Origin of the sequence: Pedobacter sp. CFBP9032, from assembly GCF_034045265.1 — a bacterium.
GTDB lineage: Bacteria > Bacteroidota > Bacteroidia > Sphingobacteriales > Sphingobacteriaceae > Pedobacter.
Genome location: NZ_JAXCWE010000002.1, coordinates 277,411 through 291,916 on the forward strand (window position 1 = coordinate 277,411; position 14,506 = coordinate 291,916).

Here is a 14,506-nt window from a genome sequence, read left to right on the forward strand (position 1 = left end):
CTTAACCTTACTGATTGGTATTTAACCAACCAGCTTAATTAAGAAGTTAATCCTTCAATAATGGCAGATTTGTAGTCCTATATTTTCGGTTGGTGAGACACCAACCGATAGAATTCCTCCAATGAAACACCCTATTTTATTGATCTAAAGCTGAATTTTAAACCGCAGCTTCCATTGCTTCGCGTAATGCTTTTGCTGCTGCCGCAGGATCTTCTGCGCCATAAATAGCTGCACCCGCTACTACCACCTCTACTCCTGATTTTACTACAGCCGCTACGTTATCAATATTAACGCCACCTGCAATAGAAACTGGTACGCCAACTCTTGCAGCTTCATCAATTAACACCTGGATAGAATAGCCATCTGTCCACTGCTCATCTAAACCTGCGTGTAATTCTACGAATTTAACACCCAACTCAGTAACTTCCTGTGCTCTTTTAACACGATCAGGATAACCAATTGTATCTACTACAACACCTTTACCATGTGCTTTTGCTGCTTTAACGGCACCTATTATCGTTGCATTTCCGGCAGCACCCATTACGGTTACTAAATCTGCACCTGCTTTAAAAGCGATATCAGCTTCTAATTCGCCAGCATCAGCAGTTTTTAAATCTGCAAAAACCAACTTATCTGGGTGGGCATTTTTCATTGCAGTGATTACTGATGAACCTACATTTTTGATTAAAGGTGTTCCTAGTTCAATAATATCTACATAAGGAGCTACCTTTGCTGCTAATGCCAATGCTTCTTCTGTTGTTAATAAGTCTATTGCTACTTGTAATTTTGCCATGATTGTATTTATATTTATTTATAATTAATTATTAAGTGTTATTATTCCAGGTTTGCATGCCTTTTATAGAGTTCATCCGCAGGCGTGCCATCCAGCTTCCAGAGGGACTGAAAAACTGCATCCATCAAAAGCAATAAAAACTGCTCAAATAAACTCCCTGCATATTGTTCTGATTTTCCGCTTCCATGTTCTTCCTTTCCTGCTGCAGGGATGTGAACCACATGATCCGCAAGTTTTGCCAATGCAGCATCTGGATCAGCTGTTAAAGCCACCAAATTCGCTCCTACTGACCTAGCCTTTTCTGCTGCCCTTACAATACCGCTGGTAGTACCCGATCCGGAAGCCGCAATTAACAAGTCATCTTTCCCAATGGCGGGCGTGGTGGTATCGCCAACTACATATACCTGCAAGCCTAAATGCATCAGTCGCATGGCGGCAGAACGCATGGCGAAGCCAGATCTTCCTGCAGAAATGATAAAGATGCGCTTAGATTGCTGAATATAATTGATAAACGGAATCAGGTTTTCCATATCTACTTTTTTAGCCAACTTTAAATTTTCATTTAAAATCAGTTCTAAATTCAATTGTAAACCCCAAACCAATTGCTGATTGTCTAATGATTCTTCTATTGTGTTTTGCATTTCCATATTGCTGTATTCGAATACATCAAAGGTAGCCGGGCATCAGGATTAAGGGGTTACACAATCGGCACATAATGTGGGACAATCAGCCAAAACCGTCTGAAGAAAGTCATACTTATGATATTGAAATCAGTTAATTTCCGAATAGTCCACCAAAATGTGATGATTATCCTAAACGATAAAATCCGTCTGACTATCTTTGCATGACATGACTACAGCTATGCCTACCAACCTCGAACAATCTCTGCTTTACATCCGAAACCTTCACAATTGTCCGCCTAGTTACCTTAACGATCCCGGCCGAAAGGATTTCTTTGAAGTGGTTTGGCTGAAGAACGAAGATCCATTGCATAATATCTCTGATCCTACTTTTAAAATCAAGGGAGATTGGATTTACCTGATTCCGCCTTATCGCGTACATCAATTAAATAAAGCAGGCAAAAATGGCGAACTGATCTCTTTTAAAAGATCTATGCTGGAAGAAGAAGATAAAGATTTTCTACTCGATTTGTTTAGAATTTTTAATGTGCAGGGAGAATTTTCCTGCCTGAGATTAGATGAAGAATCATCAAAAGAACTTGGTGCCATCTATCAGATTATGGAAAACGAGTATCATCGGGAGGGTAATCATTTTATGATGCTAAAAGCCTTACTAAAGGTGTTTCTGTTAAAACTGATTAGCGTTAAGGAACATGAATTTACCAGCCATGACGTTCACCAGAAAAGGGTTTATGAATTTTTAATGCTATTGGAAAGTAATTTCTTAACGGTAACCAATATTGATTTTTATGCGGGCAAATTAGGGATTAGTTCCAAACGCCTGAATCAGATTTTAAAGGAAAAGCTAGATAAAACCGGCACCCAAATTATCCACGACAGAATTATTTTAGAAGCGAAAAGGAGGATGATCCATAGTGAAGTGACGATTAAAGAAATTGCTTATGATTTGGGTTTTTCTGACCGGCCATACTTTAGTCGGTTTTTTAAAAAACAAACCGGCGAAACGCCTGATGAATTCCAAAAGAAAGCAAAAGCACATATTGAATCAAAATTCAATACATTGATTTGAGCATTAAGAAAAGTCAATCGACTCGTTGGTGTCTCACGCAGTACGATCAAGTTTAGCTAAAGCTTCGTTAAGGATTACTTGAATCAATAACACGAACCTACTAGTCTGGTGTCTCACCAAACAGCATAAGTTAGATTTTAGGCATGTAATTATATTGGCTGAGCACCAACATAATAAATAGAAAAAGTCTGGAAAGGCAAAGTATATTGTACATTGGCCGATGTTGGTAAGACTCGCTATTGTGAATCTTGAAGCGATCGCTATATAATCGTTCGTCGCGCAAATTAAAATGATTACCGCAGATTTTAACCTTAGTTTATGCGAAAACCTCCTAAATCAATGAAAAAATAAGTAGCCTAACCATCCACCAGGTTTTCTGGCTAACGAGATACAAAATGATAAGTTAGAAGAAATAACGAATCAGTTTCAACACATTCGTTTAAACTGTCTAAAAAAGCTGATTATGGTTAATAATCAGCTTTTTTATGTCTTTAGTACCGCTTATCGGCTTTTTTAGCTCTAAAAATCTGAACAAATACGCCTAATGAGCTGAGTATCAAAAATACGCCCATAATTAAATTGATTCTATCATCCATAGGTTCTTAGTGTTTAGGAACTCCAAGCTAAAACATATAGATGACATTTCAAAGACATAAACAGAAAAGGAGTATCTTTTTTATTCAATCGATTATTTTAGGAGCTCTGTCAAAAATAATAAGGTATGCTTCCACGCCCTTTTAGCCATTACTTCATTGTAATCTGGAGATTTAGGATCTGTAAAAGTGTGCTTACTATTGGCATAAGTAATCAGTTGCCAATCTGCTTTTCCCTCATTCATCTCTTTAATTAAGTTGCTCATGTCTTCAGGAGTTACGCTTTGGTCATCAGCTGGATTTTCAATTAGTAATTTGGTACTCAATGCTACGTTTGGTCTGTCGGCCGCTTTGCCTAAACTCCCGTGAATAGATACTACACCCAGAACAGGAAAACCTGCACGAGCGGTTTCCAATGCGCCTGCCCCACCGAAGCAGTAACCAATCACTGCTAATTTATCAGCTGATGCACCTGCTTTCTTCAATTCTGCTAAAGCCAGCGAGATCCGTTTCTGATAAGACTGATAATCTTTTTTGTAGTTACCGGCAATCTGAGCTGCCGCTGCATTATCTTTTGGAATGTTTCCTTCTCCATAAATATCAGCTATAAATGCAATATAGCCTTGTTTTTGAAGTTCTAATGCCGCCGTTTTTGCTTCGTCATCTATTCCTTTCCAGGCTGGCAAAATTAATACCCCAGGCATTTTTTTACCCGTGTTTGCGGTAACCATTCCATTAAGTTTCTGGGCCCCGTCAACATAACTAACCGGTTTCAATTGTGCATTTGCAATTCCTGCAGAGAATAAAAAAATACTCAAGAATAATTTGTTCATTTGGTTGTGGATTATTATATGGTGAATTAATTTATTAAGATACAAATGAATGGATAATTTGTTAGCGTTGAAGTAATTTAAGTAGATTATTTATCACCGTAATTGTGATGAATCCATCTGAGTAGTTACACAACAGCCATTGTTTTCTGATAAACTCCTATCTATATTTGCTAAATAAATCAATAATCACCCTTATTGGTCTTAAATCACATCCCATATGAAAAAGTACGCCCTCTTATTCACTTTGTTGCTTTCTTTCTACTTTGCAAAAAGCCAAACACTTGTTTTAGCAAAAGATGCAGGGCAATACCTTGGCAAAACAGTGACCATTTGTGATTCGGTTTTTTCAGCGAAATCATTAGATAAATTAACATTAATTAATCTTGGTGGCGCTTATCCTAAAGAATTAATTACTATTGTAATTAACAAGGCGGATGAAGCTAAATTCACCTCAGCACCTGAAAGCATGTTTTTAGGTAATCATATCTGCGTTACCGGAGTGGTAACAGAATTTAAAGGTAAAAAACAAATTGTGGTTACTGAACCTAAGCAGATTATTGTAAAATAGCAAAAAACAGCAGCAATAATCCTTTCCTTAACACCACTTCGATCTTTTATAAAAAACCTAATTGCCCCATGAGTAATTAGATTTTTTTATTCAATAAGTCATAAAAGCCCCCATCTGGAATAAATAAATTGTGCCTCCCATATTGATGGAAGGCCAATTCATTGGAGTGTTAAGGTTAAATATAAGTTAGTTAATGATTTTCGATGTGCTTCACCGTCAATAAATAACTATTCATTGACTGCGCAGTTTTAATAAATAGCAATCAAAGATTACTGATTGAGTTGATTTTTCCTAAAATATTATACAGACAGGTTCATTTTCTTGATAGAAAGGTGAATTATAGGGATTGAAGTTCAAATTAAAACACCTTAAAAAATCAAATAAGTTTTGCAGCGCTTAAGAAATGTAATTAAATAACACCCATTCTTAGCTTAAAAAATAATATTTAAACAAAATAGTGCAGACCTATCTTATAATTTAATAGTTTTGAAAAATTCATCAGTATACCCAAATGAGGTTAAAACCTAATATTCTACTATCTATACTCGTTCTCCTGATCCTGGCTTTTACCACGCTAAGTGTGTTTATAGCTAAACATCCTATCTTACCATTCGATGTTAAAATTTCTTTAATCGTACAAAGATACCAGACAGCGTGGTTAGATAAAGTTATGTTAGCCATTAGTTTTTTTGGTGAACTCCCTTTTTCATTGCTTTCCGTTTTATTGGTTGCCGCTATATTTTACTGGCAAAAGTTTAAACGCGAGGCCCTTTTTATCTCACTCATCTTATTATCTGGTTTAGTTATTCTGGGCATCAAAAGCGTTATTAACAGACCAAGGCCAACAGCATCTTATGTGCGTTTGGTAGAAATAAACAGGTTTCAAAGTTATCCAAGCGGCCATGTACTTTCGTATGTGCTGTTTTTTGGTTTCCTTATTATTTTAATGCGTACGTTAAAGCACATTCCAAAAACCACAAGATACATGGTTACTGCCCTTTCCGTATTCTTGGTAGTGATGATTGCACCTTCCAGAATTTACCTGGGTGCACACTGGTTCACTGATACGGTAGGCGGTGTATTGCTGGGCATCATTTGCTTATTCCCCTTAAGTTATTTCTATTTCCAGTACAAACACACAGATGAACGTTAGTTTGTTGCTTTTCAGCCTGCTTCACACCACTTCGATGTAATATAAAGTATGAGAAGAAACTGACCTATTGCTCAAAAAATTCTGATATTTTTGCTGCTATGATGGAAAAAAAACCAAAAGCATTTCTCTTTGATCTCAATGGCACGATGATCAATGATATGGAATTTCACAATCACGCATGGCATGATATTTTAACAAAAGATTTAGGTGCAAATATTAGCTTCGACGGCGTAAAAAAAGAAATGTATGGTAAAAACCAGGATCTTTTAGAACGTGTGTTCGGAGTCGGCCATTTTTCACAGGAACAAATAGACCAGATTTCGATCGAAAAAGAGCACCGCTACCAAGCTGCTTATAAAGCGCATTTAACTTTAATTGCGGGATTAGATAAATTTTTGGATCGCGCTAAAGAAGGAAATATTCTCATGGCCATTGGTTCTGCAGCTATTCCCTTTAATATCAATTTCGTATTGGATAATTTAGATTTACGATCGTACTTTGGAGCGGTAGTAAGTGCTGAAGATGTGGTTAAGAGTAAACCAGATCCAGAAACCTTTACCAAAGGTGCAAAGTTATTAGGCGTTGCTATTGAGGACTGCATTGTATTTGAAGATGCACCGAAAGGTGTGGAAGCTGCGCAACTTGCCGGAATGAGATGCGTAGCGCTAACCACCATGCATACTGCTGATGAGTTTTCTGCCTATGATAACATTATTGCTTTTATTGAGGATTATAACGATCCGGCTTTAGCCAGTTTGTTTTAATTAAAAGATATTATTTTGCAGACCGTTATCCATAAATTTGGTATTTAGCGGTTTGCATTTTATTAAAATGTGCCTTATTTTGCAGATCAAACCTAACCAAAATGAACAATCATATTTCCCCAGACCGATATCAAAAAATGACTTATAACCGCTGTGGAAACAGTGGCTTAAAATTACCGGCAATCTCGCTTGGCCTTTGGCATAATTTCGGGCATGTGAATGATTACGAGAACAGTAAAAACCTCATCTATACCGCTTTTAATGCCGGCATAACCCATTTCGATCTGGCGAATAATTATGGCCCGCCTCCAGGTTCTGCTGAGGAAGTTTTCGGCAGAATATTAAGAGAAGACTTTCAGGGATACCGGGATGAGCTGATCATTTCGACCAAAGCTGGCTACACCATGTGGGATGGTCCTTATGGCGATTGGGGATCTAAAAAATACCTGGTTTCCAGCCTTGATCAAAGTTTAAAACGACTGAAACTGGACTACGTGGATATTTTTTACCACCATCGCCCGGATCCGGAAACGCCATTACAAGAAACTATGGATACCCTGAGTTTGATGGTACAGCAAGGAAAAGCACTTTACGTTGGCATTTCTAATTATAAAGAAGAAGAAGCTGAAAAAGCCATTCAGATCTTAAAAGAAAACGGAACGCCATGTTTGATTCATCAACCAAAATATTCGATGTTTGAGCGTTGGGTAGAAGGTGGCTTGCTTGATGTGCTGGAAAACAATGGTGTAGGTTGCATTCCCTTCTCCCCGCTTGCCCAGGGTTTGTTAACAGACAAATATTTACATGGTATCCCGGCAGATTCACGCGTGGCAACCAGTGGCGTCTTTTTAAAAGAAAGTAGCATCACACCAGAAAAAATTGAGGTGATTACCCGGTTAAATGACGTTGCCAAACTCCGTGGACAAAAGTTATCACACATGGCTCTTTCCTGGATTTTGAAAGATCATCGCATCACTACCGTATTGATTGGTGCTAGCAAACCAGAGCAGATTACTGATGCCATATTGGCTTTAGATCATACTTCTTTCAGTGAAGAAGAGCTCAAAAATATTGATCTGATTTTAGCTTAAGTATTCATCATACCATGAGGCTGAATCCTGATTATTTATTTATATTAATCGGATTAGCTTGTTGAAACTTAAAGGGCGGTAGTGTAAGGGCCCGATTTGTTTTAATAAAGATTTTGTTTTAAGAGCCGTTCGCGCTACCTTGAGTTTGCAGTATTTGAAAGTGGTTGCAAAATTGCGACTGCTTCTCCTTCCCTCATCTCCTATGCCGGATAACAGGGGTTGAAATGGTTGATACCAATTGCAGGGTACGAAAAATGATTTTGTATTACACCCTTTCTCTTTGCCAGGAAAGGTGCCGATAGACGGATTAGGACTTGATCCTCTTCCATCATTTACAAACCTAGGTAAGCATTAAAGAGCTTCCTTTTTTTTCATACGGATAAAAACAGGCAAACTAAAGGTGTTGCATTTGGTTTAAGGTATATTAATATCCATTATTTCTTATGGCCAAAGCCAACAAATCTATCTATAGCGCACTTGCAGCTAATTTACTTATTGCCGTTACCAAATTTATTGCTGGAGCATTTACCAACAGCTCCTCTATGATTGCAGAGGGAATTCACTCCACAGTTGACACCAGCAACCAATTATTGCTTCTTTACGGCTTAAAGCGAAGTACCAAACCGGCTGATCAATATCGCCCGTTTGGTTATGGAAAAGAACTTTATTTCTGGTCTTTCATCGTTTCCATTATGATATTCGGTCTTGGCGGCGTACTTTCTGTTTCACAAGGTATTACGCACATGCGCCATCCCGAAGAACTGGTAGACCCTGGCTGGAACTATGCCGTTCTGGCTTTGTCGTTTGTGTTTGAAGGTGCTTCGTTATGGGTGGCCATTAAAGAATTTAATAAAACCAGGAACGGTTTAACCTGGTGGAAAGCTATTGTAAAAAGTAAAGATCCTTCTGGCTTTCTGGTGCTTTTTGAAGATGGTGCGGCCGTAATGGGATTAATTATTGTTTTTGTGCTGATGGTGTTAAGTCATAATTTAAACCTGCCGTTTTTAGATGGACTGGCTTCTGTACTGGTAGGAATTTTATTGATTTTTGTCTCCTTTATTTTAGCACGAGAAAGCAGAAGTTTATTAATGGGTGAAGGACTGAGTCCTGAAACGCAACAGAAGCTGAAAGTTTTGTCAGAAAATGATCCTGATGTAATTGAGGTAAAGAGCATTCTATCTACTTATCAATCGCCAAGAGAAGTATTATTGGTATTGATATTAACTTTTCAGCCTGAATTGGATACAGAAGACTTAACTGATGCAATAGATCGGTTAAGAAAAGAAATCAAGGCTGAATATCCGATCATTAAATTTGTGATCATTCAGCCTCAATCTGTTAATTTAAAAAACAATGTAATGGTTTAAATTTTTTACCTCATTTTTAAACCATTATGATCATAAAGAACATTATTCATAACGTAACTTACTACAATTTTGATGAAAAAGGTTTGCAAAATATAGGAGATAATAATTTAGGATATTTTAGTGGTACTTCCGGCGCAATCTCAAAGACTGGTCTAAGAACGGGCATTTATTATAAACATTGGCAGAAAAAGCTTAAAGATCCTAAATCTAGTCATTTGCTCGTCGAATATATAGGGAAAACAACCTTTGAATTTGAAACCGAGAACCTGGAAAAAGATTTTGAAGATTTGTGGATTTTTTTTGAAGGGATAAATAATAAAATCGTTCAGTTTGTAAAAGAAAACAGCTATCCACTAAATGTTGATGAAACTTTCTATTCTCCTGAGGTAAATTTACTTTATAAAAATTCAATCCTCAAGCTATTTATTCAGTACGATTGTTATAAGTAAATTTTAACCTGTATCTTATTTAATTCAATTTTGCCACAGTGCGGATCACGCTATGATCTAAACGATCTTGCTACCTTGTCCTATTCGCTTATTTAAATACATTTGAATTTGAGAAAGTGATGGATGAAGTCATTTTAGTGATCATTTCGATCAATCTGCCATCAGCCTGGTAGTAATTTACAATTTCGTTCCCTACTGGCTACAAATATTTTTATTTTCCTTTATTCTGGTTACAAAATAGCAAAAGCAGCCTTGAGGGCCGCTTTTGCTATTTTGTTTTATGCAATTGCCAATAATCCTTAATTTTTTAATGGCACATCTTCCCTATCCCAGAGCATAATAGGTTTTTTGATGCCACTTTAGATTCTCATTGACCTCCACAATCCTTTTAGGCGGGGATTAAATTACCTGAAGTACAATTTTACCCCGGGTATGCCCTCCTTCAATACTCATGTGGGCCTTTCTTGCATCTGTAAAAGGCAAAACCTGATCAATAATCGGCTTTACTTTGCCAGCATCGATCATCTTTGCTATCTCCGCCAACTGTGCCGGAATGGATTGCACTACATAAGCAATTAAATGAACATTTTTAGCTTTCGCTTCTGTCGTAAATTCTGCAGCCAGTGTAGTAATTAACCTTCCGCCTGGTTTCAATACCTCGATTGATTTCAGCTGTGTATCTCCACCAATCGTATCCAATACCAGATCAATATCGTTTAAGCGCATTTCGAAACTTTCCATATTGTAATCGATTACTTCATCTGCACCTAAACGTTTCAGGAACTCAATATTCTGATCAGATGCCGTTCCAATTACATAGGCACCTTTACTTTTAGCGAACTGAACGGCATAGCTTCCAACGCCACCAGCGGCAGCATGAATCAATACCTTTTGTCCTTCCTTTAACAAACCGTGATCAAATAGCCCCTGCCAGGCAGTTAAACCAGCCAATGGAACTGCGGCAGCCTCTGTATGGCCAATGCCCAGGGGTTTAACGCTAAGTAAACTGGCTTTTACAACAATGTATTCTGCATAAGCACCATTTTTGGTAGGATCCGGACGGCCATATACTTCATCTCCCTTTCTAAAATTACTTACTTTTTCCCCAACCTGCTCTACCACTCCAGAAACATCCCAGCCTATGGTTAATGGTAATTTAGATGGAAATTTTTCTTTACGCAGGCCTTCTCTTATCTTCCAGTCTACAGGGTTTACACTGGTGGCATGTACCCTAACCAGAACTTCATCTTTCCCTGGTTCCGGCACAGGTACTTCATCAATAAATAATACTTCAGGGCCACCATATTCGTGGATTCTTATCGCTTTCATAGGCAAGATTATTTTATATAAACGGTTTTAATATTTACAAATTCATGGATACCAAAACTGCCGAGTTCGCGGCCATATCCAGATTGATTAATGCCACCAAATGGCAATGCGGGATCAGATTTCACCCCTTCATTCACAAAACAAGAGCCTGCGTCTAATTGATTTCGTGCAAGATCTTCTGCCAGGGCTAAATCTTGTGTAAAAACGGCTGCGCCTAAGCCGAAATGGGTATCGTTGGCAATTCTCACCGCATCTGCTACATCAGTCGCTGTAATTATAGTGGCCACCGGACCGAAAATTTCTTCCTCATAAGCCAGCATTCCTTTCTTAACACCTGTTAAAATAGTGGGCTGATAATAAGCATGATTGCCATCGGTTGCTGGAATTTCTCCTCCTAAAATGCAATTCGCTCCCTGGGCAATTGTTTTCAACACTTGCTGATGCAATTCATCGCGAAGTTCTACCCGGGCCATCGGTCCAAGTTCAGTATCGTTTGCAAGCGGATCACCTGTTATTTTGGCCGCCATTGCTGCTTTTAAATAACTTGTGAATTTTTCTTCAACTTCTTTCACCACGATAAAACGCTTAGCCGCTATACAGCTTTGCCCGTTGTTAATTAAGCGTGCATCTGCACATATCTGCGCAGACTTCTCCAGATTGGCATCTGCCAGAATAAGATAGGGATCGCTGCCACCGAGTTCTAACACGGCTTTCTTGATTAAACGCCCGGCTTGTTCGGCAACTTTTTGCCCCGCTACTGTACTTCCGGTGAGTGTTACCGCTTTTATTAAAGGGTGTTCGATGACCTGATTAATAGCTTTGCTTCGAACGACCAGCGTTTTGAAAACACCTGAATGGAAACCTGAATCTTCGACAATTTTTTCAATTGCGAGTGCACATCCGGTTACACCCGATGAATGTTTTAACACACCGCAGTTACCAGCCATTAAAGCAGGAGCGAGAAATCTAAATACCTGCCAAAAGGGGAAGTTCCAGGGCATAATAGCGAGGACTACACCAATTGGTTGAAAACTTACATAACTCTTACTGGCCACCGTTTCTACTAACTGGTCTGCAAGGAAATCTGCACCATTAATAGCATAGTAATCACAAACCGATGCACATTTCTGCACTTCTGCAAGACCAGCCTTTATCGGTTTGCCCATTTCTAGTGCCATGATCCTGGCAAGCTCTTCTTTACGTTCGTTTAATAGTTCAGCTATCTTTTTAAGAAACGCTGCCCGGTATTCAAAATCTGTGGTTCTATAGATTAGCCAGGATTGGTGGACCTGATCAATCTTTTGTTTTACTATTTCTGTCGTGTCTTCTTTGTATTCTTTGATAATGGATCCGTTAACCGGATTGATAGATGAAATAATCATGTTTAAAGAACACATCAGCATAAAACTTTGTGTTCCAAAATTTTATTTCATGAATCTTAAATTACAAAAATAGAATAGCCTAAACTGGCATGGCTTTCAATTTTTGTTTCAAAACACCTGCTGCTTTAGTATAACCACCATCGGCACCATCAACAAAATGAATGTGTTCATCTTCAAAATCCCGAACATAGCAAGACATCACAGATTCACGACTTACATAAATTCCGTAAAAAATCTCTCCATTGGTTTCCAGGTGATTAAGCGCGGCTTGTAAAGCCAGACGTTGCTTTTCCGTTCCGGTGATAACAGTATTGATCCGACCATCCATTACCAGTGTATCAGACATTTCAACTAACTGCTGTAGGTATTTTTTTCCGCTCTCCGTTCGGAAGTAGATCAAGGCATAAAGATTTATTAACCAGTTTTTAATGAGTTCGAAGGTTTTTATTTTTCCTAAACGATGCCGCATCTCTTTGCCGAGATTGTTAAAACTGGTTCGGAAAATTAATTTAGGAATAGATATCGGCTTCCGTATCTCTGCTGATCCGTAAATCTGGTCGAGATGCTGAATGATTTTACTAAAAACTTCAGCCTGTTTTTTACTATCTCTCGCAATAGCGATAAGTGTAACCACTTCCTCACTATTTTCTGGCGGTTGAATTTTATCCCACCGGCATTGCATTCCGGTGAGGTCAATCTCCTCTTCAGTACTATCATGTCCGGAAAGCAAATAATCATCTCCTTTAATTAACTTTTCAGCGTAGTCTAATCCATCGCCCAGAACAATTGGAATGGAAAATGTTTCGCCGCTGTTAAATCTGCTGATTTTAAGTAAACAGCCATGATCATAAATTTCTTTAACGGATACAATTCCTGTGCGTAATTCCAGATTAAAATTAGTTAAGGAATTGGCCCGGTATTTCAACAGCGCTTTCATAGCGCCATCTACAATACTAGATGGAACGATGAAGGTAGCGCCATCACCGCCAAAGAAAAATGGAATCAAAATCCCGGCTTTAAATGCAATGTTAAGTACGGTTACAATACTGCCAGTAGCAACCAGGTTTACATCTTCATGCAAGCCAGAATCAACAGCGCTGGTAGAACTTTTTATATCCGTAATAATTACAAACCAATCATCCGGAACAGCAGAGAAGAGGTTTTGCTTAAGCAGTAACCTACTTAAATTAAGTTTGCTAATGGTTAAGTTGGAATAAAAATGATCCTGATTTAAAGGCATAGAAAATAATTCAGCTACAATATACGCATGACCGGTGTATAAGTAAGTGAATTAACACATTTTCTTACCACTTAGTCTTACTTAAATGACCATTTCGAGTAGAAATTGTTTGCCTTTAAATGATTATGAGTATTGTTCCTGATTTTCCGAGGTAAAAGTAATAATGTGATTCTTTGGTATAACGAATTTTTTCGATATCAGATACCCGTCCTGATTTTCCAAATTCATCCTCTACAAAATCTCCAACCTTAATTTTTTCCAGTAAAACAAGATTGGTAGATGACCTTTTAATTAGTGTAGTAAGTTTTTCCATGATTGCGCTTTAGGAAAAATATACGAAATGCAAAAGTGACTGGATTTTAGTAAACTGGAAATACTAATATATGAGTAGTAGAAAATGATGAAGATTTAAAAATGAACAAGTTCATATACCCGCTTCATGTATAGCGCCTCGTCTATTTTAACAAAAAATTCCTGCCATTCATCCCGCGTAAAAACCAGGCTCATATCAGGAAACGGCGTAGACAAGATTACTACCTCCTCTCCATTGGGATGGCGTTCCGCATAATCATCAAAGTGCAGTTTTTTAGTTGCCGCATGAAAAGCATCAAACTGCTCGAACGAAAAATTCATTAAAACCCCTGCGCGCCAAATGTTTAATACTTTGCAGTTTTTACATTGAGAAATAATAATCTTTTGACTTTGAGCGAGTATGTTAGTATTACACATGGCTGATCTATTTGACTTTTTATGAAAGCAAATAGCATATTATTTAGAATAATTCCAAATAATATTTAAAATATTTTCCGTGCCTTTACCAGATCTATCTATTAAAGGTGAATTCCGCGTAAAAAAAAATGCCGGAAGCTATCCGGCATTGTATCTATTATCTTTGTTTAGTTGGCATCATAAATAATTACCTTTTCAAAATAAATTTTAAATTCATCTAAGAAGGCTTTATGTAGTGGGTGAACCTGATAAACATCGTGGCCTTCCAAATCTTCGAAAAGTAAAAGCAGACTAAAGGTGTAGGTAATATCTACCACTGCACGCTCAATCGGTGCTGGTGTTCCAAGATGAAAAGTTTTTACAACTTCAATTTGCTCAAGGGTTTCTAAACTTTTACGGAAAGCTACTTTTTGCTCTTCAGTGGTATCGGCTTTAAGCCAGAATAAAACGTGGTGTGCGATCATGTCTATATATTTTTTTCAAATATAAGAAAGCACCAGGTGAT

16 protein-coding genes are annotated in these 14,506 nt (G+C 37.9%); 7 read left to right on the forward strand and 9 right to left on the reverse strand.

The genetic code is table 11. The annotated features are described in order from the left end of the window. Positions 1 to 157: 157 nt before the first annotated feature. Both hxlA and hxlB read right to left on the reverse strand, forming a co-directional pair. Positions 158 to 793 (reverse strand): 3-hexulose-6-phosphate synthase, encoded by a 636-nt coding sequence (hxlA, locus tag SOM16_RS04965; protein ID WP_320462886.1) that lies wholly within the window; start codon positions 791 to 793, stop codon positions 158 to 160. 41 nt (positions 794 to 834) lie between these two features. Further along, positions 835 to 1,434 carry a 6-phospho-3-hexuloisomerase gene (hxlB, locus tag SOM16_RS04970; protein WP_320462887.1) on the reverse strand — a complete coding sequence of 200 codons (600 nt, stop codon included), beginning with the start codon at positions 1,432 to 1,434 and terminating at the stop codon, positions 835 to 837. Positions 1,435 to 1,642: 208 nt separating this feature from the next. On the opposite strand from hxlB, the gene SOM16_RS04975 reads away from it, so the two are divergent. After that, complete coding sequence (locus SOM16_RS04975; protein WP_320462888.1) at positions 1,643 to 2,503, forward strand: helix-turn-helix domain-containing protein; 861 nt, start codon at positions 1,643 to 1,645, stop codon at positions 2,501 to 2,503. Positions 2,504 to 3,191: 688 nt separating this feature from the next. Here the strand turns inward: SOM16_RS04975 and SOM16_RS04980 are convergent. Next, entirely contained in the window at positions 3,192 to 3,929 is a 738-nt protein-coding gene (locus SOM16_RS04980; protein WP_320462889.1) for a dienelactone hydrolase family protein, read from the reverse strand. A 217-nt stretch (positions 3,930 to 4,146) separates the two neighbouring features. Between SOM16_RS04980 and SOM16_RS04985 the strand changes: the two genes are divergently transcribed. From SOM16_RS04985 to SOM16_RS05010, 6 genes are all read left to right on the forward strand, one after another. Beyond that, a complete protein-coding gene (locus tag SOM16_RS04985) occupies positions 4,147 to 4,497 on the forward strand; it encodes a hypothetical protein (RefSeq protein WP_320462890.1) in 351 nt (116 codons plus the stop codon). Between the two features lie 511 nt (positions 4,498 to 5,008). Next, positions 5,009 to 5,650 (forward strand): phosphatase PAP2 family protein, encoded by a 642-nt coding sequence (locus SOM16_RS04990; RefSeq protein WP_320462891.1) that lies wholly within the window; start codon positions 5,009 to 5,011, stop codon positions 5,648 to 5,650. Between the two features lie 101 nt (positions 5,651 to 5,751). Then, positions 5,752 to 6,414, forward strand: a complete 663-nt coding sequence (locus SOM16_RS04995; RefSeq protein ID WP_320463219.1) for an HAD family phosphatase — start codon at positions 5,752 to 5,754, stop codon at positions 6,412 to 6,414. A 101-nt stretch (positions 6,415 to 6,515) separates the two neighbouring features. Further along, positions 6,516 to 7,505: an L-glyceraldehyde 3-phosphate reductase gene (mgrA, locus tag SOM16_RS05000; protein ID WP_320462892.1), complete on the forward strand. Its 990-nt coding sequence runs from the start codon at positions 6,516 to 6,518 to the stop codon at positions 7,503 to 7,505. A gap of 443 nt (positions 7,506 to 7,948) precedes the next feature. Further along, positions 7,949 to 8,872: a cation diffusion facilitator family transporter gene (locus tag SOM16_RS05005; RefSeq protein ID WP_320462893.1), complete on the forward strand. Its 924-nt coding sequence runs from the start codon at positions 7,949 to 7,951 to the stop codon at positions 8,870 to 8,872. A 26-nt stretch (positions 8,873 to 8,898) separates the two neighbouring features. Next, positions 8,899 to 9,321 carry a hypothetical protein gene (locus tag SOM16_RS05010; RefSeq protein ID WP_320462894.1) on the forward strand — a complete coding sequence of 141 codons (423 nt, stop codon included), beginning with the start codon at positions 8,899 to 8,901 and terminating at the stop codon, positions 9,319 to 9,321. Between the two features lie 399 nt (positions 9,322 to 9,720). Here the strand turns inward: SOM16_RS05010 and SOM16_RS05015 are convergent, their stop codons facing one another. The 6 genes from SOM16_RS05015 to SOM16_RS05040 form a co-directional block, all read right to left on the reverse strand. Beyond that, complete coding sequence (locus SOM16_RS05015; protein ID WP_320462895.1) at positions 9,721 to 10,650, reverse strand: NADP-dependent oxidoreductase; 930 nt, start codon at positions 10,648 to 10,650, stop codon at positions 9,721 to 9,723. Positions 10,651 to 10,658: 8 nt separating this feature from the next. Beyond that, on the reverse strand, positions 10,659 to 12,032 hold the full coding sequence (locus SOM16_RS05020; protein ID WP_320462896.1) for an NAD-dependent succinate-semialdehyde dehydrogenase: 1,374 nt from the start codon (positions 12,030 to 12,032) through the stop codon (positions 10,659 to 10,661). A 79-nt stretch (positions 12,033 to 12,111) separates the two neighbouring features. Beyond that, positions 12,112 to 13,272, reverse strand: coding sequence for a DUF3095 domain-containing protein (locus tag SOM16_RS05025; protein ID WP_320462897.1), 1,161 nt, complete (start codon positions 13,270 to 13,272; stop codon positions 12,112 to 12,114). A gap of 115 nt (positions 13,273 to 13,387) precedes the next feature. Next, positions 13,388 to 13,585, reverse strand: a complete 198-nt coding sequence (locus SOM16_RS05030; RefSeq protein ID WP_320462898.1) for a hypothetical protein — start codon at positions 13,583 to 13,585, stop codon at positions 13,388 to 13,390. A gap of 95 nt (positions 13,586 to 13,680) precedes the next feature. Then, positions 13,681 to 14,001 carry a hypothetical protein gene (locus tag SOM16_RS05035; protein ID WP_320462899.1) on the reverse strand — a complete coding sequence of 107 codons (321 nt, stop codon included), beginning with the start codon at positions 13,999 to 14,001 and terminating at the stop codon, positions 13,681 to 13,683. Positions 14,002 to 14,168: 167 nt separating this feature from the next. Then, positions 14,169 to 14,465 carry a Dabb family protein gene (locus SOM16_RS05040; protein ID WP_320462900.1) on the reverse strand — a complete coding sequence of 99 codons (297 nt, stop codon included), beginning with the start codon at positions 14,463 to 14,465 and terminating at the stop codon, positions 14,169 to 14,171. Positions 14,466 to 14,506 lie beyond the last annotated feature (41 nt).

Coding starts and splice junctions, on each gene's coding strand:
- hxlA (WP_320462886.1), bottom strand. CDS start 793: ATGGCAAAATTACAAGTAGCAATAGACTTATTAACAACAGAAGAAGCA.
- hxlB (WP_320462887.1), bottom strand. CDS start 1,434: ATGCAAAACACAATAGAAGAATCATTAGACAATCAGCAATTGGTTTGG.
- SOM16_RS04975 (WP_320462888.1), top strand. CDS start 1,643: ATGACTACAGCTATGCCTACCAACCTCGAACAATCTCTGCTTTACATC.
- SOM16_RS04980 (WP_320462889.1), bottom strand. CDS start 3,929: ATGAACAAATTATTCTTGAGTATTTTTTTATTCTCTGCAGGAATTGCA.
- SOM16_RS04985 (WP_320462890.1), top strand. CDS start 4,147: ATGAAAAAGTACGCCCTCTTATTCACTTTGTTGCTTTCTTTCTACTTT.
- SOM16_RS04990 (WP_320462891.1), top strand. CDS start 5,009: ATGAGGTTAAAACCTAATATTCTACTATCTATACTCGTTCTCCTGATC.
- SOM16_RS04995 (WP_320463219.1), top strand. CDS start 5,752: ATGGAAAAAAAACCAAAAGCATTTCTCTTTGATCTCAATGGCACGATG.
- mgrA (WP_320462892.1), top strand. CDS start 6,516: ATGAACAATCATATTTCCCCAGACCGATATCAAAAAATGACTTATAAC.
- SOM16_RS05005 (WP_320462893.1), top strand. CDS start 7,949: ATGGCCAAAGCCAACAAATCTATCTATAGCGCACTTGCAGCTAATTTA.
- SOM16_RS05010 (WP_320462894.1), top strand. CDS start 8,899: ATGATCATAAAGAACATTATTCATAACGTAACTTACTACAATTTTGAT.
- SOM16_RS05015 (WP_320462895.1), bottom strand. CDS start 10,650: ATGAAAGCGATAAGAATCCACGAATATGGTGGCCCTGAAGTATTATTT.
- SOM16_RS05020 (WP_320462896.1), bottom strand. CDS start 12,032: ATGATTATTTCATCTATCAATCCGGTTAACGGATCCATTATCAAAGAA.
- SOM16_RS05025 (WP_320462897.1), bottom strand. CDS start 13,272: ATGCCTTTAAATCAGGATCATTTTTATTCCAACTTAACCATTAGCAAA.
- SOM16_RS05030 (WP_320462898.1), bottom strand. CDS start 13,585: ATGGAAAAACTTACTACACTAATTAAAAGGTCATCTACCAATCTTGTT.
- SOM16_RS05035 (WP_320462899.1), bottom strand. CDS start 14,001: ATGTGTAATACTAACATACTCGCTCAAAGTCAAAAGATTATTATTTCT.
- SOM16_RS05040 (WP_320462900.1), bottom strand. CDS start 14,465: ATGATCGCACACCACGTTTTATTCTGGCTTAAAGCCGATACCACTGAA.